The sequence below is a fragment of the Streptomyces sp. NPDC026246 genome, from assembly GCF_055567995.1.
Genome location: NZ_JBVHPJ010000002.1, coordinates 1 through 18,052, shown reverse-complemented (window position 1 = coordinate 18,052; position 18,052 = coordinate 1). Strand labels below are relative to the sequence as shown.

General features: G+C 72.1%; 16 protein-coding genes and 1 pseudogene. 10 read left to right on the top strand and 7 right to left on the bottom strand.

Features of this window, described 5'->3' with window-relative positions; translation table 11 throughout:
- Positions 1-60: 60 nt before the first annotated feature.
- The gene (locus ACZ4M5_RS04170) at positions 61-1,260 is read right to left on the bottom strand and encodes a bifunctional adenosylcobinamide kinase/adenosylcobinamide-phosphate guanylyltransferase (protein WP_467732904.1); all 1,200 of its coding nucleotides are present in this window, start codon (positions 1,258-1,260) and stop codon (positions 61-63) included.
- A gap of 177 nt (positions 1,261-1,437) precedes the next feature.
- Between ACZ4M5_RS04170 and ACZ4M5_RS04165 the strand changes: the two genes are divergently transcribed.
- The gene (locus ACZ4M5_RS04165; protein ID WP_376323609.1) at positions 1,438-1,650 is read left to right on the top strand and encodes a hypothetical protein; all 213 of its coding nucleotides are present in this window, start codon (positions 1,438-1,440) and stop codon (positions 1,648-1,650) included.
- 57 nt (positions 1,651-1,707) lie between these two features.
- On the opposite strand, the gene ACZ4M5_RS04160 is transcribed toward ACZ4M5_RS04165, so the two are convergent.
- Both ACZ4M5_RS04160 and ACZ4M5_RS04155 read right to left on the bottom strand, forming a co-directional pair.
- The gene (locus ACZ4M5_RS04160; RefSeq protein WP_467732902.1) at positions 1,708-2,409 is read right to left on the bottom strand and encodes a class I SAM-dependent methyltransferase; all 702 of its coding nucleotides are present in this window, start codon (positions 2,407-2,409) and stop codon (positions 1,708-1,710) included.
- A gap of 83 nt (positions 2,410-2,492) precedes the next feature.
- Entirely contained in the window at positions 2,493-3,092 is a 600-nt protein-coding gene (locus tag ACZ4M5_RS04155; protein ID WP_467732900.1) for a DUF3043 domain-containing protein, read from the bottom strand.
- Between the two features lie 332 nt (positions 3,093-3,424).
- On the opposite strand from ACZ4M5_RS04155, the gene ACZ4M5_RS04150 reads away from it, so the two are divergent.
- From ACZ4M5_RS04150 to ACZ4M5_RS04130, 5 genes are all read left to right on the top strand, one after another.
- Positions 3,425-4,195, top strand: coding sequence for a PspA/IM30 family protein (locus ACZ4M5_RS04150; RefSeq protein WP_467734227.1), 771 nt, complete (start codon positions 3,425-3,427; stop codon positions 4,193-4,195).
- A 41-nt stretch (positions 4,196-4,236) separates the two neighbouring features.
- Entirely contained in the window at positions 4,237-4,515 is a 279-nt protein-coding gene (pspAA, locus tag ACZ4M5_RS04145; protein WP_467732898.1) for a PspA-associated protein PspAA, read from the top strand.
- A gap of 109 nt (positions 4,516-4,624) precedes the next feature.
- Positions 4,625-5,848 (top strand): sensor histidine kinase, encoded by a 1,224-nt coding sequence (locus ACZ4M5_RS04140; RefSeq protein ID WP_467732896.1) that lies wholly within the window; start codon positions 4,625-4,627, stop codon positions 5,846-5,848.
- A complete protein-coding gene (locus ACZ4M5_RS04135; protein ID WP_467732894.1) occupies positions 5,845-6,528 on the top strand; it encodes a response regulator in 684 nt (227 codons plus the stop codon). Before ACZ4M5_RS04140 ends, ACZ4M5_RS04135 begins: the two co-directional genes overlap by 4 nt.
- Positions 6,529-6,687: 159 nt before the next feature.
- Entirely contained in the window at positions 6,688-9,807 is a 3,120-nt protein-coding gene (locus tag ACZ4M5_RS04130; RefSeq protein ID WP_467732892.1) for an efflux RND transporter permease subunit, read from the top strand.
- A gap of 69 nt (positions 9,808-9,876) precedes the next feature.
- Here the strand turns inward: ACZ4M5_RS04130 and nadA are convergent, their stop codons facing one another.
- A complete protein-coding gene (nadA, locus tag ACZ4M5_RS04125) occupies positions 9,877-11,061 on the bottom strand; it encodes a quinolinate synthase NadA (protein ID WP_467732890.1) in 1,185 nt (394 codons plus the stop codon).
- A gap of 282 nt (positions 11,062-11,343) precedes the next feature.
- Here nadA and ACZ4M5_RS04120 point away from each other — a divergent pair, with 282 nt between their 5' ends.
- On the top strand, positions 11,344-11,700 hold the full coding sequence (locus ACZ4M5_RS04120) for a HesB/IscA family protein (protein WP_010037217.1): 357 nt from the start codon (positions 11,344-11,346) through the stop codon (positions 11,698-11,700).
- An 85-nt stretch (positions 11,701-11,785) separates the two neighbouring features.
- Here ACZ4M5_RS04120 and ACZ4M5_RS04115 read toward each other — a convergent pair whose 3' ends face one another.
- Together ACZ4M5_RS04115 and ACZ4M5_RS04110 are read right to left on the bottom strand one after the other, a co-directional pair.
- The gene (locus ACZ4M5_RS04115) at positions 11,786-13,651 is read right to left on the bottom strand and encodes a hypothetical protein (RefSeq protein WP_467732888.1); all 1,866 of its coding nucleotides are present in this window, start codon (positions 13,649-13,651) and stop codon (positions 11,786-11,788) included.
- Between the two features lie 146 nt (positions 13,652-13,797).
- The gene (locus tag ACZ4M5_RS04110) at positions 13,798-14,007 is read right to left on the bottom strand and encodes a hypothetical protein (protein ID WP_467732886.1); all 210 of its coding nucleotides are present in this window, start codon (positions 14,005-14,007) and stop codon (positions 13,798-13,800) included.
- Positions 14,008-14,139: 132 nt separating this feature from the next.
- Between ACZ4M5_RS04110 and ACZ4M5_RS04105 the strand changes: the two genes are divergently transcribed.
- On the top strand, positions 14,140-15,114 hold the full coding sequence (locus ACZ4M5_RS04105; protein WP_398111199.1) for a carbohydrate kinase family protein: 975 nt from the start codon (positions 14,140-14,142) through the stop codon (positions 15,112-15,114).
- Positions 15,115-15,189: 75 nt separating this feature from the next.
- Here the strand turns inward: ACZ4M5_RS04105 and ACZ4M5_RS04100 are convergent, their stop codons facing one another.
- Positions 15,190-16,569, bottom strand: coding sequence for an aminotransferase class V-fold PLP-dependent enzyme (locus ACZ4M5_RS04100; RefSeq protein WP_467732884.1), 1,380 nt, complete (start codon positions 16,567-16,569; stop codon positions 15,190-15,192).
- Between the two features lie 265 nt (positions 16,570-16,834).
- Here ACZ4M5_RS04100 and ctaC point away from each other — a divergent pair, with 265 nt between their 5' ends.
- A complete protein-coding gene (gene ctaC, locus ACZ4M5_RS04095) occupies positions 16,835-17,800 on the top strand; it encodes an aa3-type cytochrome oxidase subunit II (protein ID WP_369196144.1) in 966 nt (321 codons plus the stop codon).
- A pseudogene (locus ACZ4M5_RS04090) lies at positions 17,797-18,052 on the top strand (aa3-type cytochrome oxidase subunit I); the annotation flags it as partial. The gene ctaC and the pseudogene ACZ4M5_RS04090, both read left to right, overlap by 4 nt.

Here is an 18,052-nt window from a genome sequence, read left to right as displayed (position 1 = left end):
ACAGGCCCCGGCCAGCGCGACCGGCCCCGGCCCGAAGGACTGGCCCCGGCCCGCGCGGCGTCAGCCCCGCAGGGCCACCGCCTGCCCCGCCACCACCAGCAGCACGTGCTCGCACTCGTCGGCGAACTGCGCGTTCAGGCGCCCGAGTTCGTCCCGGTACCGGCGCCCCGACGCGGTCGCCGGCACGATTCCCGAGCCCACCTCGTTCGACACGGCCACCACGGTCCGCCGCGTGGCCCGCACCGCCTCCGTCAGCTCCCGCACCCGCTCCCGCAGCGCCTTCTCGCCCTGCTCCGCCCACACCGCGTCGTCCCACGCCCCGACGGAGTCCATCGCGTCGGTCAGCCACAGCGACAGACAGTCGATCAGCAGCGGCGGCCCCTCCCCGGCCAGCAGCGGCACCAGGTCGCAGGTCTCCACCGTCTGCCACGACCCGGGCCGCCGGTCCCGGTGCGCGGCCACCCGCGAGGACCACTCGGTGTCCCCGTTGCGCGACCCGCCCGTCGCCACGTACAGCACGTCGGGGAAGGCCTCGAGGCGCCGTTCGGCCTCCACCGACTTGCCCGAGCGCGCCCCGCCCAGCACCAGCGTCCGCCGCGGCACGTCCGGCACGTCCTCGTACACGCCCACCGTCAGCGTCGTCCCGTCCGGCACGGCCCGGGCCCCGGCCGCGGCGAGCCGCCGCCCCAGCTCCGGTCCGGGCGGCACGTCGTGGTCCAGGTGGACGGCGACCACGTCGGTCGTCGGCCCCACCGCGCCCACCGCCCGCAGCTTCGCCAGCGCGTCGGGCCGCCCCACCACGTCCGCCAGGACCATGTCGTACGGCTCGGCCGGGCCCTCGATCCCGGCCGGCGCCCCGCCCGGCGGCAGGTACAGCAGCCGCTGCCCCTCCGGCCCCGTCACCGCGTAGCCCGTGCCGGGCGCGTCGAGTGCCGTCGCCCGCACCCGATGCCCCGTCAGCAGCGTCAACTCCTGCCCGTCCGGCACCCGCCCGGGCTGCGGCAGCCCCGCCGGCACCTCCACCGCGGGCCCGTCGTGCGGATGGGACAGCAGCGCCTGCCGGACCCCGGCCAGGGAACGACCCGCCCGGGCCGCCGCGAAGGCCGCCCCGGGCGTCAGGTCGAGCAGCAGCACCCCGTCCACCAGCAGCGCGGTCGCCGCCCGCGCGTCGGGACCGAGGGCGACCGCACAGGCCGCGCAGGGACAGTCGGGGCGGGGGAGTCCCGCGGGGGCGCCGGTGCCGAGGAGAGTCAGTTCCACGCCCCGATTCTCACCCGCGCGTGCGGGACTCGCGTGACGGAGACACCCTCGAGGGGTCACGCGCGCACCCGGCCGCCTGTGCCGCCCCGCCCGGCGAAGCGCTTAGGCTCTGGTCAGGAGCCGGACCCTGTTCCGGCTTCTCGCTGTGCAATGTGCTCACACGCATGGGAGGCGTACATGGCGGCATGGACGTGGCGGTTCGAGAAGACCGACGGGACGGAGGTCCAGCCCGCGGTGGCGCCGGAGGACTTCACCACCCAGGGGGACGCCGAGTCCTGGATCGGGGAGCACTGGAAGGAACTCCAGGAGGGCGGCGCCGACCAGGTGCGGCTGTTCGAGGACGCCACGGAGATCTACGGGCCGATGAGCCTGCACGCGGCCGAGGCGTGAGCCCGGGGGCGGGGGCCCGCGGTCCCCGCCCCTCCGCTCGTGTGCCGGACGGCGGGATCAGCCCCGCACGCCGCACAGGTGCAGCAGCGCCGCCACCCCGCGGTACGGATCCGTCCGCCCGGCCTTCTCCTCCACCGCGAGCAGCGTCTCCGCGTCGGCGGGGACCTCGGCGCCGTCCGCGGCCGTGTCCGTGAACACGCGCACGCCATACCAGGCGTGCAGCGGCGCCCCGATCCCGGCGAGCGTCGCCGTCAGGTCCTTCAGGCGGTCCGCCCGCACGTCCAGCCCCAGGCGGTTGCGGTAGGCCACCGTGTCGAACGCGGCCAGCGCGCCCGCCCAGTCACCGGACAGTCCCGGACGCAGGGCCAGGGCGTCGCCGTTGCGCACCAGCAGGGACAGCAGCCCGCCGGGCGCGAGCACCCGGGCCAGCCCCGCCAGCAGCGGGTCGGGCTCCTCCACGTACATCAGGACGCCGTGGCAGAGCACCACGTCGAAGCTGCCCGGCAGGAAGTGCACGCCGGTGTCCCGGCCGTCGCCCTCGATGATCCGCATCCGCTCCCGGATGCCCTCCGGTTCCCCGGCGAGGGACTCCCGCGCCACGGCGATCATCGTCGTGTCCTGCTCCAGGCCCGTCACCTCGTGCCCGGCCCGTGCCAGCCGCAGCGCCTGCGTGCCCTGGCCCATCCCGACGTCCAGCACCCGCAGGCGCTGCCCGACCGGGAACCGGGCCACTATCTGCTCGTCCAGCTGGCGGGCCACCAGCTCCTGCCGGACGACATCGCGCAGCCCGCCCAGCCTGTCCAGCCAGGCGTCCGCCGCACCCCCGGAGAACGGCGTCGTGGTCAGGGCCGCTCTCCGCGCTTGACCTGCGGCTTCGGCAGCCGGAGCCGACGCATCTGGAGGGAGCGCATCAGGGCGTAGGCGACAGCGCCGCGCTTGTTCTCACCCGCGAAGCGCTCGTTCAGCTGCTTCTTCAGGCGGAAGGCCGAGACGAACGAGTCGAGCACGATCAGCACGATCACCACGAGCCACAGCAGCAGCGCGACGTTCTGCAGCGACGCCACCCGCACCATGCTCAGCACGAGGATGACCACCGCCATCGGCAGGAAGAACTCCGCGATGTTGAACCGCGAGTCGATGAAGTCGCGCGCGAACCGGCGGACCGGTCCCTTGTCACGCGCGGGCAGGTACCGCTCGTCGCCGCTCGCCAGTGCCTGGCGCTGGCGCTCGAGGGCGGAGCGGCGCTCCTCGCGCTGGCGCTTGGCGGCGTCCTTGCGCGTCATCGACGTGTTGGCCACGCTGCGGCGCTGGCTCTGGGCCTGGCTGCGCTTCGGCGTGGGGCGGCCCTTGGGGGCCTGCGGGTCGCGGGGCTGCTTGGAGAAGTTCACCGGCGCCTTGTCGGCGGCCTGGGCCTTCTCTTCCTTGGCACGGCTACGGAACACAAAACCCAAGGGTAAGGGCTTGACGGGCATGGACCCCAGTCCGGCGGGGAACGATCCGGCAACACCAGTCGTCTGTAAGGGGACAGACGGGACGTTGCGCACGCACCCGGTCGTTCCCCCGGAGGTCCCCCTCCGGTGACCCCGGGTACCACCTACTCCCTACGCCGGACCGGGAGCGCGCGCAGTCGTCCTTGGGGATGAGCGCATCCGTCCCCGAACAGTGCGGTAATGGATGCAGGGCCCGTACTGTGGGTTCTGTCGCAGGAGCTCAGCCGGAGTCGGTCAGAAGGGGGCGCGCGAAGCCCATGAGCGGTGTCATGAAGCGTATGGGGATGATCTTCCGCGCGAAGGCGAACAAGGCCCTTGACCGGGCCGAGGACCCGCGCGAGACCCTCGATTACTCGTACCAGAAGCAGCTGGAGCTGCTCCAGAAGGTGCGGCGCGGTGTCGCCGACGTGGCGACCAGCCGCAAGCGCCTGGAACTGCAACTGAACCAGCTGCAGTCGCAGTCGGGGAAGCTGGAGGACCAGGGGCGCAAGGCCCTGGCGCTGGGCCGCGAGGACCTCGCCCGCGAGGCGCTCTCCCGCCGTGCCGCGCTCCAGCAGCAGGTGACCGATCTGGAGACCCAGCACGCCACGCTCCAGGGCGAGGAGGAGAAGCTCACCCTCGCGGCCCAGCGGCTCCAGGCCAAGGTCGACGCCTTCCGCACGAAGAAGGAGACGATCAAGGCCACGTACACGGCGGCCCAGGCGCAGACCCGCATCGGCGAGGCGTTCTCCGGCATCTCCGAGGAGATGGGCGACGTGGGCCTGGCCATCCAGCGCGCCGAGGACAAGACGGCCCAGCTCCAGGCCCGTGCCGGCGCGATCGACGAACTGCTCGCCTCCGGTGCCCTCGACGACCCCTCCGGCATGCACAAGGACGACATCCAGGCCGAGCTGGACCGGCTCTCCGGTGGTACGGATGTGGAGCTGGAACTGCAGCGCATGAAGGCCGAGCTGGCCGGAGGCCCGAGCGCCGGGCAGCAGGCCATCGAGGGCGGCACGAGCGGGCAGCAGTCCCAGCAGCAGCCGCAGGACACCCCGCGCTTCGACAAGCAGTAGGCAAGCAGACAAGGGGCAGGGGTCCACGCCTAGGAGGCGACATGATCGTACGGATCATGGGGGAGGGCCAGGTGAGTCTGGCCGACGGCCACCTCGCCGAGCTGAACAAGCTGGACGACGAACTGCTCGCGGAGATGGAGAAGGGCGACGGCCCGGGCTTCCGCCGTACCCTCCAGGCCCTGCTCGCCAGGGTCCGCGAGCTCGGCGAACCGCTGCCGGACGACTCCCTGGAGCCGTCCGAGCTGATCCTGCCCTCCCCGGACGCGACGCTGGAGGACGTCCGGGAGCTCCTCAGCGACGACGGCCTGATCCCGGGCTGAGCGCTGCATCCGACGCCGGCCGCCCGTCCGCCCGGCGGCCGGGCTCCGGGCGGCTCCGGCCGGCGGAGGGCTGGGGGCACGGACCCCGAGCCGGATACCGTGAACGCTCGTGAGCACACTCGCGCGGGCCAGATGCCGGGCCAAGGCACACCCCCTGGCCGTGGACGCGGCCCTGGCCGCCGCCGTCCTGGTCTGCATGGTCGCCGGATCCTTCGTGGAGCCCCGGCACCGGGACAACGTCAGCTGGGGCGTCCTGCGCACCCCGGACACCCTCAGCCTGGTGCTGATGGCCCTGGCCGCCGCGGCCCTGGTCTTCCGCCGCCGCGCCCCGCTGCGGGTCCTCGCCGTCACCGGCGCGGCGTCCGTCGTCGAGTCCGTCACGGCCGACCCTCGCGCACCGGTGGCGATGTCCGCCGTCATCGCCCTGTACACCGTCGCCTCCACCACGGACCGGCCCACCACCTGGCGCGTCGGCCTGCTCACCATGACCGTGCTCACCGGCACCGCCATGGCGGCCGGCAGCCTGCCTTGGTACGCCCAGGAGAACCTGGCGATCTTCGCCTGGACCGGTATCGGCGCCACCGCGGGCGACGCCGTCCGCAGCCGCCGCGCCTTCGTCCAGGCCATCCGGGAACGCGCCGAGCGTGCCGAACGCACCCGGGAGGAGGAGGCCCGCCGCCGGGTCGCCGAGGAGCGCCTGCGCATCGCCCGCGACCTGCACGACGTCGTCGCCCACCACATCGCGCTGGTCAACGTCCAGGCCGGGGTCGCCGCCCACGTCATGGACAAGCGCCCCGACCAGGCCAAGGAGGCCCTCTCCCACGTCCGTGAGGCCAGCCGCTCCGCGCTCAACGAGCTGCGCGCCACCGTCGGCCTGCTCCGCCAGTCCGGCGATCCGGAGGCCCCCACCGAGCCCGCCCCGGGCCTCGACCGCCTCGACGAACTCGCCGGCACCTTCCGCAACGCGGGCCTGCACATCGAGGTCGCCCGCGCCGACCAGGGCACCGCCCTGCCCGCGGCCGTCGACCTCGCCGCCTACCGGATCATCCAGGAGGCCCTGACCAACGTGCAGAAGCACGCCGGGGCGCAGGCCAAGGCCGAGGTCAGCGTGGTCCGCGTCGGACCGAACGTCGAGATCACCGTCCTCGACGACGGCAGCGGCGACAACGAGACCCCCGGCAGCGGAGGCGGCCACGGGCTGCTCGGCATGCGCGAGCGCGTCACCGCCCTGCGCGGCACCCTCACGACCGGTCCCCGCTACGGAGGCGGTTTCCGCGTGCATGCGATCCTGCCCGTCAAGAACCGCACATCCGACGGGGAGGACCCCGCATGACCATCCGTGTCCTGCTCGCCGACGACCAGGCGCTGCTGCGCAGCGCCTTCCGCGTGCTCGTCGACTCCGAGCCCGACATGGAGGTCGTCGGGGAGGCGTCCGACGGTGCGGAGGCGGTGCGGCTGGCCAGGGAGCACCACGCCGACGTCGTCCTCATGGACATCCGGATGCCGGGCACCGACGGTCTCGCGGCGACGCGCATGATCAGCGCCGACCCCGAGCTCGCGGACGTCCGGGTGGTCATCCTGACGACGTTCGAGGTCGACGACTACGTGGTGCAGTCGCTGCGCGCCGGGGCGTCCGGTTTCCTCGGCAAGGGCGCCGAGCCCGAGGAACTGCTGAACGCCATCCGGATCGCCGCCGGCGGCCAGGCCCTGCTCTCCCCGGCGGCCACCACCGGGCTGATCTCCCGCTTCCTCGCCCAGGAGGACCCGGCCGACGGCGATCGCGACCCGGCCCGCGGCGAGCGCCTGGACTCCCTCACCGTCCGTGAGCGCGAGGTGCTGGTGCAGGTGGCCGGCGGCCACTCCAACGACGAGATCGCCGAGCGGCTGGAGGTGAGTCCGCTGACGGTGAAGACGCACGTCAACCGGGCCATGGCCAAGCTCGGCGCCCGCGACCGGGCCCAGCTCGTGGTCATCGCCTACGAGTCCGGTCTGGTCCGTCCGAGGGTGGAGTGAGCACCACCCGGGCGTACTGCGGGCGGAGTATGCGCCGCATAAGGAAATGGACCTGGGGCCTACGGGACAGCGTTGTCCCATGGCTCAGGGTGTAGGGACGGGCGCTCCTCTGCGCGTCCGCTGCCGCTTCTGCCGTTAACAGAAGAGAGACCCTCACCCATGTCCTGGCTGTCCAGGTTCAGCCTCGCGCAACGGGCCTTGATCGGGCTGATGTCGATCATCGCGCTCGTCTTCGGGGCGATCGCGATACCCCAGCTCAAGCAGCAGCTGCTGCCCACCATCGAACTGCCCATGGTGTCCGTCCTGGCGCCCTACCAGGGCGCGTCCCCGGACGTGGTCGAGAAGCAGGTCGTCGAACCCATCGAGGACAACCTCGAAGCCGTCGACGGCATCAGCGGCGTCACCTCCACCGCCAGCGAGGGCAACGCCGTGATCATGGCGTCCTTCGACTACGGCAACGACACCGAGCAACTGGTCGCCGACGTCCAGCAGGCCGTCAACCGGGCCCGCGTCCAGCTCCCGGACGACGTCGACCCGCAGGTCGTCGCCGGCTCCACGGACGACATCCCGACCGTCGTCCTGGCCGTCACCTCCGGCCGCGACCAGCAGGCCCTGGCCGACCAGCTCGACAGGACGGTCGTGCCGGACCTGAAGAGCATCGACGGCGTCGGTCAGGTCACCGTCGACGGCGTGCGGGACGTCCAGGTCACCGTCACGCCCGACGACGCGAAGCTGGCGAAGGCCGGCCTGACCGCGCAGTCCCTCGGCGAGGCCCTCCGGGCGGGCGGCGCGACCGTCCCGGCCGGCTCCTTCGACGAGGGCGGCGCCAACCGCACCGTCCAGGTCGGCGGCGGCTTCACCTCCGTCGGGCAGATCAGCGACCTGATGGTCAAGGGCGAGCCCGGCAAGGGCAAGCCGGTGCGCCTCGGCGACGTGGCCACGGTGAAGCAGCAGGAGGCCCCGGCCGACTCCCTCACGCGCACCGACGGCAAGCCCAGCCTCGCCGTCGCCGTGACCATGGACCGCGACGGCAGCGCGGTCGCCATCTCCGACGCCGTCCAGGACAAGCTGCCCGGCCTGCGCGAGGACCTCGGCTCCGGCGCGACCCTCACGGTCGTCAGCGACCAGGGCCCGGCCGTGTCGAAGTCCATCGAGGGCCTGACCACCGAGGGCGCGCTCGGTCTGCTCTTCGCGGTCCTGGTGATCCTCGTCTTCCTCGCCTCGGTCCGCTCCACCCTCGTGACGGCGGTGTCCATCCCGCTGTCCGTGGTCCTCGCGCTGATCGTGCTGTGGACGCGGGACCTGTCGCTCAACGTCCTCACCCTGGGCGCGCTGACCATCGCCATCGGCCGGGTCGTCGACGACTCGATCGTGGTCCTGGAGAACATCAAGCGGCACCTCGGCTACGGCGAGGAGCGCCATTCGGCCATCCTCAACGCCGTCCGCGAGGTCGCCGGCGCGGTGACGTCCTCGACGCTCACCACGGTCGCGGTGTTCCTGCCGATCGGCCTGGTCGGCGGCATGGTGGGCGAGCTGTTCGGCTCGTTCAGCCTCACCGTGACGGCCGCCCTCCTGGCGTCCCTCCTCGTCTCGCTGACGGTCGTGCCGGTCCTGTCGTACTGGTTCCTGCGTCCGCCCAAGGGCACGCCCGAGGACGCCGCCGAGGCGCGCCGGCTGGCCGAGGAGAAGGAGGCCCGGAGCCGCCTGCAGCGCTTCTACGTGCCGGTCCTGCGCTTCGCCACCCGCCGCCGCCTCACCAGCGTGGCCATCGCGGTCGTCGTCCTGGTCGGCACCTTCGGCATGGCGCCGCTGCTGAAGACCAACTTCTTCGACCAGGGCGAGGTCGAGGTCCTCACCGTCAAGCAGGAGCTGAAGCCCGGCGCCAGCCTGACCGCCACCGACGCCCAGGCCAGGAAGGTCGAGCGGCTGCTCGCGGACACCGACGGCGTGAAGGACTACCAGGTCACGATCGGCTCGTCCGGCTTCATGGCCGCCTTCGGCGGCGGCACGGACTCCAACCAGGCGTCCTACCAGGTGAGCCTGGAGGACTCCGCGTCCGCCGAGGACGTCCAGCAGGACATCGAGAAGGGCCTGGCCGGGCTGAAGGGCATCGGCACCACCACCGTCTCCGCCGGGGACGGCTTCGGCGCCCAGGACCTCAGCGTGGTCGTGAAGGCCGCCGACGCCGGGGTCCTGCGCACGGCGTCCGAGGAGGTCCGCAAGGCGGTCGCCTCGCTCGAGGACGTCAGGGACGTCACCAGCGACCTGTCGCAGAGCGTCCCGCGCATCTCCGTGAAGGCCAACGCCAAGGCGGCCGCGGCCGGTTTCGACGACCAGAGCCTCGGGGCCGTGGTCGCCCAGGCGGTGCGCGGTACCCCCACCGCCAAGGCCGTGCTGGACGACACCGAGCGCGACGTCGTCATCCGCTCGGCGAAGCCCGCGCGGACCCTGGAGCAGCTCGAGGACCTGCGTTTGGGGGCCTCGGTGAAGCTCGGTGACATCGCGACGGTGAAGGTGGTCGACGGGCCGGTCTCGATGACCCGCATCGACGGCCAGCGCGCCGCCACCATCACCGCCAAGCCCACCGGCGACAACACCGGCGCGGTCAGCGCCGCACTCCAGTCGAAGATCGGCGGGCTGAAGCTCCCGGACGGCGCCACCGCCTCCATCGGCGGTGTCTCCGAGGACCAGGACGAGGCGTTCGCCAACCTGGGCCTGGCGATGCTCGCGGCCATCGCGATCGTCTTCATGCTGCTGGTCGGCACCTTCCGGTCGCTGATCCAGCCGCTGATCCTGCTGGTCTCCATCCCGTTCGCCGCCACCGGCGCGATCGGCCTGCTGATCGCCACCGGCACCCCGATGGGCGTCCCGGCGATGATCGGCATGCTGATGCTGATCGGCATCGTGGTCACCAACGCGATCGTCCTGATCGACCTGATCAACCAGTACCGCAAGCAGGGCCACGGCGTCGTCGAGGCCGTGATCGAGGGCGGCCGGCACCGGCTGCGCCCGATCCTCATGACGGCACTGGCGACGATCTTCGCGCTGCTGCCCATGGCTCTCGGCATCACGGGCGAGGGCGGGTTCATCGCCCAGCCGCTGGCCGTGGTGGTGATCGGCGGCCTGGTGACGTCGACCCTGCTCACGCTGCTGCTGGTGCCGACGCTGTACGCGATGGTCGAGCTGCGCAAGGAGCGCCGGGCGAAGAAGCGCGCGGCGAAGAAGGGCCTCACGGGGCCCGGGGAGAGCGCCCCTGAGCCGGAGCCGGCCCAGGTCTGACCGCCCGCGGCACGACGAAGGCCCACCCGGGGACCGACCCGGGTGGGCCTTCGCGTCGCTCGGGGCTCGCTACGGCAGCGCCAGCATCCGCTCCAGGGCCAGCTTCGCGAACGCCTCCGTCTCCTTGTCCACCTCGATGCGGTTGACGAGGTTGCCCTCGGCCAGGGACTCCAGGGCCCAGACCAGGTGGGGGAGGTCGATGCGGTTCATGGTCGAGCAGAAGCAGACCGTCTTGTCGAGGAAGACGATCTCCTTGCCCTCCGGAGCGAAACGGTTCGCCAGGCGGCGGACCAGGTTCAGCTCCGTGCCGATGGCCCACTTGGAGCCGGCCGGCGCGGCCTCCAGGGCCTTGATGATGTACTCGGTCGAACCGACGTAGTCGGCCGCGGCCACGACCTCGTGCCTGCACTCGGGGTGCACCAGGACGTTCACGCCCGGGATGCGCTCGCGCACGTCGTTCACCGAGTCCAGGCTGAAGCGGCCGTGCACCGAGCAGTGGCCGCGCCACAGGATCATCTTCGCGCCGCGCAGCTCGTCGGCGGTCAGGCCGCCGTTCGGCTTGTGCGGGTTGTAGACGACGCAGTCCTCCAGGGACATGCCCATGTCCCGCACGGCGGTGTTGCGGCCGAGGTGCTGGTCCGGCAGGAAGAGGACCTTCTCCCCCTGCTCGAAGGCCCAGTCCAGGGCCCGCTTGGCGTTGGACGAGGTGCAGATCGTGCCGCCGTGCTTGCCGGTGAAGGCCTTGATGTCGGCGGAGGAGTTCATGTACGAGACGGGCACGACCTGCTCGGCTATGCCGGCCTCGGTCAGCACGTCCCAGCACTCGGCGACCTGCTCGGCCGTCGCCATGTCGGCCATGGAGCAGCCGGCGGCGAGGTCGGGCAGCACGACCTTCTGGTCGTCCAAGGTGAGGATGTCCGCGGACTCCGCCATGAAGTGCACACCGCAGAAGACGATGTACTCGGCCTCCGGACGGGCGGCCGCGTCCCGGGCCAGCTTGAAGGAGTCACCCGTCACGTCGGCGAACTGGATGACCTCGTCGCGCTGGTAGTGGTGGCCGAGCACGAAGACCTTGTCCCCGAGCTTCTCCTTCGCCTTGCGGGCGCGCTCCACCAGGTCCGGGTCGGACGGCGAGGGCAGGTCACCGGGACACTCCACGCCGCGCTCGCTCCGCGGATCGGCCTCGCGGCCGAGGAGCAGCAGGGCGAGGGGCGTCGGCTGTACGTCGAGGTCCTGGGTCTGGGCGGTGGTCACGGCACGCACCCTTTCTGTTTCTGCGACTTTTCGTCGATTTGACGCTATCTATCATAACCGCTTCACGTCACTTTGACGATGGCCATAGCGTCTGTGTGACGTGAATCCCGGCCCGCGGCCGTCTGTTCCCCGCAAGGCCCGGAAAGAGCCGTTTTCCGCTCCCGGGCGGGTGTGCGAGCATGGCAAGCAGCCGAGATCGAGCGTCCGGTCCGGAATGAATCCGAGGCCCCGCCGGTTGCAACCGTCGGCAAGCAGTCTCCGAACAACCCGGGAGAGATGTAGATGTCCGTATCGGACGAGACCAGCACCGTCACCGACGGCATCATCCTGACCGACGCCGCCGCGTCCAAGGTCAAGGCGCTGCTCGACCAGGAAGGCCGCGACGACCTCGCCCTGCGCGTCGCCGTCCAGCCCGGCGGCTGCTCCGGCCTGCGCTACCAGCTCTTCTTCGACGAGCGTTCCCTGGACGGCGACGTGGAGAAGGACTTCGGCGGTGTGAAGGTCGTCACCGACCGCATGAGCGCCCCGTACCTGGGTGGTGCCACGATCGACTTCGTGGACACCATCGAAAAGCAGGGCTTCACGATCGACAACCCGAACGCGACGGGTTCCTGCGCCTGCGGCGACTCCTTCAGCTGAGCCGGCCGGCCGCTCCGGCGGCACGTGGACGCGACGAAGGCGGCGACCCCCTCCGACGGGGTCGCCGCCTTCGTGCTTCCCGGGACTACCGCGTGGGCGGAGCGGGCAGCCGCGCACCCTCCTTGGCCAGCGGGACCGCCTTGCCGTCCGCGTCCACGACCCCGCGGTCGCCGAGCGGCTCGTCCAGCTGCACAGTCTTCTGGAACTGCTTGGCGATCATGACGCACACCTTGTCCGGCCACGGGGTCGAGGTCACCGTGACCGTCACCTCGTCGCCCTTCTCGGCCGCCGTCACGTCGTAGTCGGCGCACACGCCGCCCGTGAACGACACCGTCAGCTCCGCGCCCTCGGCCCGGTAGCCGTCCACCTTCACCTCGCGCGGCCCCGGCGCGGAGGTCGGCCGCTCCTGCGGCTCGCCCGGCGAGGGAGAGGCCAGGTACTTCGGGTCGACCGCCGGGTACGTCACCGTGAACGGGTCCTGCGCGCCCGGTGCCCGTACCTCGAACAGCCAGGACGGCACCAGCGCCTCACGCCCGTCCACGTGGTGCGCGGCCAGCCCGAACACCGCGTCCTCGACCGTCACGGTGTCCTTCGCGGGCCCACCGCTCGCCGGTGTGCCGCAGGGCTCCTCCGGGCGGTCCTCCAGTGGAACGGGGCCGGTGCAGCCGCCGACGCCCTTCCGGTGGTCGTCCTTCGGCTGCCCCTCCATCAGCTCCAGCGCCCTCTCGGCGCCGACCACGGGGTACGTGTCGCCCTTCACCGGCGCCCGCAGCCGACCGCTGCCGCCGACGACCTCGCCGTCCGGGCCCACGGTGATCCCGGTCGTCCAGCCGTGGGTGGGCAGACCGCCGACCCGGGGCTCGGCGTTCACGACCCGCTGGGCGCCCATGACCTGGCTCGCGTCGAGTTTCGCGCGGTCCTGACCCACCGCCTTCAGCACCGGCGCGGCGGCCTGCCGCGCCTCCGCCTCGCCGACGGGATCGCCGCCGGCCGCCTGCGAGCCCTTGCAGGTGTCGACGCCCTTGCAGTTGTCGGTGCCCGGTGCGTAGCGGCTGAACGTCCAGGCCCCCGGGGCCTGCCGGTTCACCTGAAGCGCCGGTCCCGAACCGTCCTGGCCCCCGACCTTCCAGGCCTCGCCCTGCGCGACCGGCGTGCCCTCGACCCCGAGCGCCTTCGCCAGCCGGGCCACGTCGTCCTTCGAGACCTCACCGCGGGCCCGGTACACCGGGGCCTCGCGGGGGCCGGCCGGGAGCGTGCCGTCGACGCGGTACGTCGCGCCGTAGGGGTTGGGCTCGCCGGGCGCGATGCCGTTGCCGTCGCCCGGCGCGGACTCCGAGTACCCGTCGAGGGCCAGCGGCGGGGGAGTGCCGTCGCCGCCGGGCGCGCCGGGAGCGGCCTTGCCGTCCGTACCGCCGGACGCGTTCGAGGCGAGCCAGGCGCCGCCCCCGCCGATCAGCAGGACGGCCGCGGCGACGGACGCGACGAGCACGGGCGTACGGGGCCGGCCACCGCCGTGCGGGACCCGATCCTCGTGATCGGGCAGCGGGTGAAGCTCCCGGTCCTCGGCCGCTTGGGCCTCCCGGGCGGCGGGGCCGGTGCTCACTCCGGCGTCCCCGGCGGGCCCTGCGTCCCGGACCTGCTCCGGGTGCGGCTCGGCGTCCTCGGCGGGCCCTGTGTCCCGGGCCTGCTCGTGCGGCTCAGTGTCCTCGGCGGGCCCTGCGTCCCGGGCCTGCTCCGGGTGCGGCTCGGCGTCCCCGGTGTCGCTTCCCGCGGCCGTCTCGGCCTGCTCGGCATCCCCGGAAGAACCCCCGGCACCGTCCGACGCCCCTTCCGGTGCCCCGGCCGCCGCCGAAGGGTCGGCTTCGGGACCCGGCTCGCCGGCCGTGTGGGCGTCCGCGGTGGCGCCCAGGTCCCTCGCGGCGTCGTCGTTGTCGGGTCGCTCGGTGTTCACCGCATCGCTCCTTCGGCTGCACAGCTGTCCCAGGGGACCCTGCCCGGCCGGATCAGGGCCGCTGGTGGGTCGTATCCCGTCTCCCCTTCACGGGGGACAGCGATGGGACGCAGCGGGGGAGCTCGCGGTTCCCGTGCGTGCGCCGTTCAGTCGCCGTAGTCCGACATCGCGTCGAGCAGCCGCGCCGACGCGACGGGCACCTTCACCCCGTGGATCAGGGCCGGGGAGACCGGCCGGGAGGCGACCCGCTCGGGAGCCGCCCAGTGCGGCGCCATCCGCGCCCCCTCACCCGGCAGCGAGGCCAGATCGCCTTCCATGTCGACCGGAGCGGTGGTGTGGAACTTGAGGTTCGTCATAACGGCACCGTATGCACGCCCCGGTGCACGGAGAAAGATCTACTATCGGGTAGTTTCGTTGCCTTCAGAGCGGCCACTCCCACCCGATAGCGTGAGACGTCAAGGTCCGCCTCCCCCAGGAGAATCCACGCCGTGCGCATCGCAGTCACCGGCTCCATCGCCACCGACCACCTCATGACCTTCCCCGGCCGCTTCGCCGACCAGCTCGTAGCGGACCAGCTGCACACGGTCTCGCTGTCGTTCCTGGTCGACAAGCTGGACGTCCGCCGCGGCGGCGTCGCCGCGAACATCGCCTTCGGCATGGGACAGCTCGGCACCCGGCCGATCCTGGTCGGCGCCGCGGGCGCGGACTTCGACGAGTACCGGGCCTGGCTGGAGCGGCACGGCGTCGACACCGACTCCGTCCGCATCTCCGACACGCTGCACACCGCCCGCTTCGTGTGCACCACCGACGCCGACCACAACCAGATCGGCTCCTTCTACACCGGCGCCATGAGCGAGGCCCGCCTCATCGAGCTCAAGACGGTCGCCGACCGGGTCGGCGGTCTCGACCTGGTCTCCATCGGCGCCGACGACCCGGAGGCGATGCTCCGCCACACCGAGGAGTGCCGCTCGCGGGACATCCCGTTCGCCGCGGACTTCTCCCAGCAGATCGCCCGCATGGACGGCGAGGAGATCCGCATCCTGCTGGACGGGGCGACCTACCTCTTCTCCAACGAGTACGAGAAGGGCCTCATCGAGACCAAGACCGGCTGGACCGACGCCGAGATCCTGTCCCGGGTCGGCCACCGGGTGACCACCCTCGGCGCGCGGGGCGTGCGCATCGAGCGGGCCGGCGAGGACCCCATCGAGGTCGGCACCCCGGACGAGGAGCGCAAGGCCGATCCGACCGGCGTCGGCGACGCCTTCCGTGCCGGGTTCCTCTCCGGCCTGGCCTGGGACGTCTCCCTGGAGCGGGCCGCGCAGGTCGGCTGCATGCTGGCGACCCTCGTCATCGAGACGGTCGGGACGCAGGAGTACCAGCTGCGGCGCGGGCACTTCATGGAGCGGTTCACCAAGGCGTACGGGGACGAGGCCGCCGAAGAGGTCCGGGGGCACCTGGGCTGATCGTCGGCTGCGGCTGCGGCTGCGGCTACGGGTGCGGGCGCGTGCTTCGCGCAGTTCCCCGCACCCCTGGGCCTCTCAGCTCGCCCGGCGGATCAAGTAGGCCGTTCCTTGGTCCGCCGGCTCCTCGCCCACGTACTCCTGGTTCCGCATCTCGCACCACGCCGGGATGTCCAGCCGGGCCGCCTCGTCGTCCGACAGGACCCGGACCAGGCCGCCCACCGGCACGTCCCCGATGACCCTGGCCAGCTCGATGACGGGAATCGGGCACCGCTTGCCCAGGGAGTCCACGACGAGGACGTCCTCCTCGCGGGCCACCGCCGTGGCGGCCGGCGCGCCCAGCTTCTCGCGGACCGCCGCCACCGCCCGGGGAAGCACCTCCAGGAACCTCTCCACATCCTCCTCGGCCGTCCCCATCGGCAGCGAGACCCGCACGTTCCCCTCACTCAGCACACCCATGGCGCGCAGGACGTGGCTGGGCGTCAGCGTGCTGCTCGTGCAGGACGATCCGGACGAGACGGAGAAATCGGCGCGGTCCAGTTCGTGCAGCAGGGCCTCCCCGTCGACGTAGAGGCAGGAGAAGGTGACGACCCCGGGCAGGCGGCGCACCGGGTCGCCGACCACCTCGACATCGGGCACCAGCCGCGGCACCCGGGCCCGGATCCGGTCCGTCAGCTCCCGCAGCCGCCGCGCCTCCTCGACGGCCTCGGCCCGCACGGCGCGCAGCGACGCGGCCGCCGCCACGATCGCCGGGACGTTCTCGAAACCGGGCGCGCGCCCCGACTCCCGCTCGTCCGACGGCCCTTGCGCCGCGAAGCGCACCCCCTTGCGCACCACCAGCAGCCCGACCCCGGACGGCCCGCCCCACTTGTGCGCGCTGCCCGTCAGCAGCGACCAGTCCCCGTCCACCGGCCCCCAGCCGAGCGACTGGGCCGCGTCCACCAGCAACGGCACCCCGGCCTCCCGGCACAGGCGGGCCACCTCGGCGACCGGCTGTTCGGTGCCCACCTCGTGGTTGGCCGACTGCAGGCACGCCAGGGCCGTGTCGGGGCGCAGCGCCTCGGCGTAGGCCTCGGGGTCCACCGCCCCGTGCCGGTCCACCGTCACCCGGCTGACCGAACCGCCCTCCGCCTCGTGCCGCTCGGCCGAATGGAGTACCGAGGAGTGTTCGACCGCTGACACGATCAGGTGGCGTCCGACCCGTCGCCGTCCGGCCGAGGCGCCCGCGATCCCCGTGTGCACGGCACGCGTTCCGGACGAGGTGAACACCAGCTCGTCCGGGCGGCACCCCACCGCCTCGGCGGCGGCCTCCCGCGCCGCGTCGAGCAGCAGCCGCGCCCGCCGCCCCTCCTTGTACAACCGCGCGGGATCCGCCCATCCTTCGTCGAGGGAGGCCAGCAGGGCCTGACGGGCGACGGGATGAAGCGGAGCGGCGGAGGCAGCGTCGAAGTAACCCACACGCCAACGCTAGAACGCCCGGCACGCGGACGTCCCCCGGGGGGCGCGGGGAACTGCGCGAACAGCCACAAACGACCCGCAGCCGCCAAATCAGCGAACCACCCGAGTGAGTAGGCACCCCTCCCCGAGAACCCCCGGAGGGCGTCGGCTAGGGTTTGGTCCGCATAAACATCCAAACCCCTGCCCGACGCAGGGCGGCGACCGACCAGCGAGAAGGCCAGGCCGCAGCCGAACCGCGCGGGCGAGACTCTCGGGAAGGCGCTACGTGAGTCCCAACGGCTCCGACCGCTCGCCGCGGCGCCCGATGCGGCGGAAGCTGCTGCAGGCACTGACCGCGGGCCTGGTCTTGGCGACAGCCACCGGTTGCTCGTACAACTGGGAAGACTTCCCCCGCCTTGGTATGCCCACCCCGACCACGGAAGAGGCTCCGCGGATCCTCTCCCTGTGGCAGGGGTCCTGGGCGGCTGCGCTCGCCGTCGGCGTGCTGGTGTGGGGTCTGATCCTGTGGAGTGCTTTCTTCCACCGGCGCAGCCGCACCAAGGTCGAGGTACCTCCGCAGACCCGGTACAACATGCCCATCGAGGCGCTGTACACCGTGGTCCCGCTCATCATCGTCTCGGTGCTGTTCTACTTCACCGCCCGCGACGAGTCCGAGCTCCTCAGCCTCAAGAAGAAGCCGGACGTCACGGTCAACGTGGTCGGCTTCCAGTGGAGCTGGTGCTTCAACTACATCGAGCCCGTCGCCGGTACGTCCGGTGACGCGAAGACCTCCGCGGACCTGGACGCGATCCCGGACCGGTTCAAGAAGGACTTCCCGGCCAACGCCGGCGGCACCTACGACTGCGGCACCCCGGGCACCCGGAACCCGCAGACGAACAACCCGGGTCCGACGCTCTGGCTCCCCGAGGGCAAGAGGGTCCGCTTCATCCTGACTTCCCGTGACGTCATCCACTCCTTCTGGGTGGTGCCGTTCCTCATGAAGCAGGACGTCATCCCGGGCCACACCAACGCCTTCGAGGTGACCCCCAACAAGGAGGGCACCTTCCTGGGCAAGTGCGCCGAGCTCTGCGGCGTCGACCACTCGCGGATGCTGTTCAACGTGAAGGTCGTCTCCCCCGAGCGCTACGAGCAGCACCTCAAGGACCTCGTGAAGAAGGGGCAGACCGGTTACGTCCCGTCCGGCATCGAGCAGGCGGGCCACGAGAAGAACCGGGAGTCGAACGTACTGTGAGCATCCTGAATGACCCCAAGGGTGCCGCGGCAGCTGGGTCCCACTACGAGGACGAGCAGCCGGTCCGGCGCCAGAACCGCGGCAGTGTCGTGGTCAAGTGGCTGACGACGACGGACCACAAGACGATCGGCACGCTGTACCTGGCCACGTCCTTCGTGTTCTTCGTCATCGGTGGCGTGATGGCGCTGTTCATGCGCGCCGAGCTCGCCCGGCCTGGTCTGCAGATCATGTCGAACGAGCAGTTCAACCAGG

Coding starts and splice junctions, on each gene's coding strand:
- ACZ4M5_RS04165 (WP_376323609.1), top strand. CDS start 1,438: ATGGCGGCATGGACGTGGCGGTTCGAGAAGACCGACGGGACGGAGGTC.
- ACZ4M5_RS04110 (WP_467732886.1), bottom strand. CDS start 14,007: ATGACGAACCTCAAGTTCCACACCACCGCTCCGGTCGACATGGAAGGC.
- ACZ4M5_RS04130 (WP_467732892.1), top strand. CDS start 6,688: ATGTCCTGGCTGTCCAGGTTCAGCCTCGCGCAACGGGCCTTGATCGGG.
- ACZ4M5_RS04135 (WP_467732894.1), top strand. CDS start 5,845: ATGACCATCCGTGTCCTGCTCGCCGACGACCAGGCGCTGCTGCGCAGC.
- pspAA (WP_467732898.1), top strand. CDS start 4,237: ATGATCGTACGGATCATGGGGGAGGGCCAGGTGAGTCTGGCCGACGGC.
- ACZ4M5_RS04120 (WP_010037217.1), top strand. CDS start 11,344: ATGTCCGTATCGGACGAGACCAGCACCGTCACCGACGGCATCATCCTG.
- ACZ4M5_RS04150 (WP_467734227.1), top strand. CDS start 3,425: ATGATCTTCCGCGCGAAGGCGAACAAGGCCCTTGACCGGGCCGAGGAC.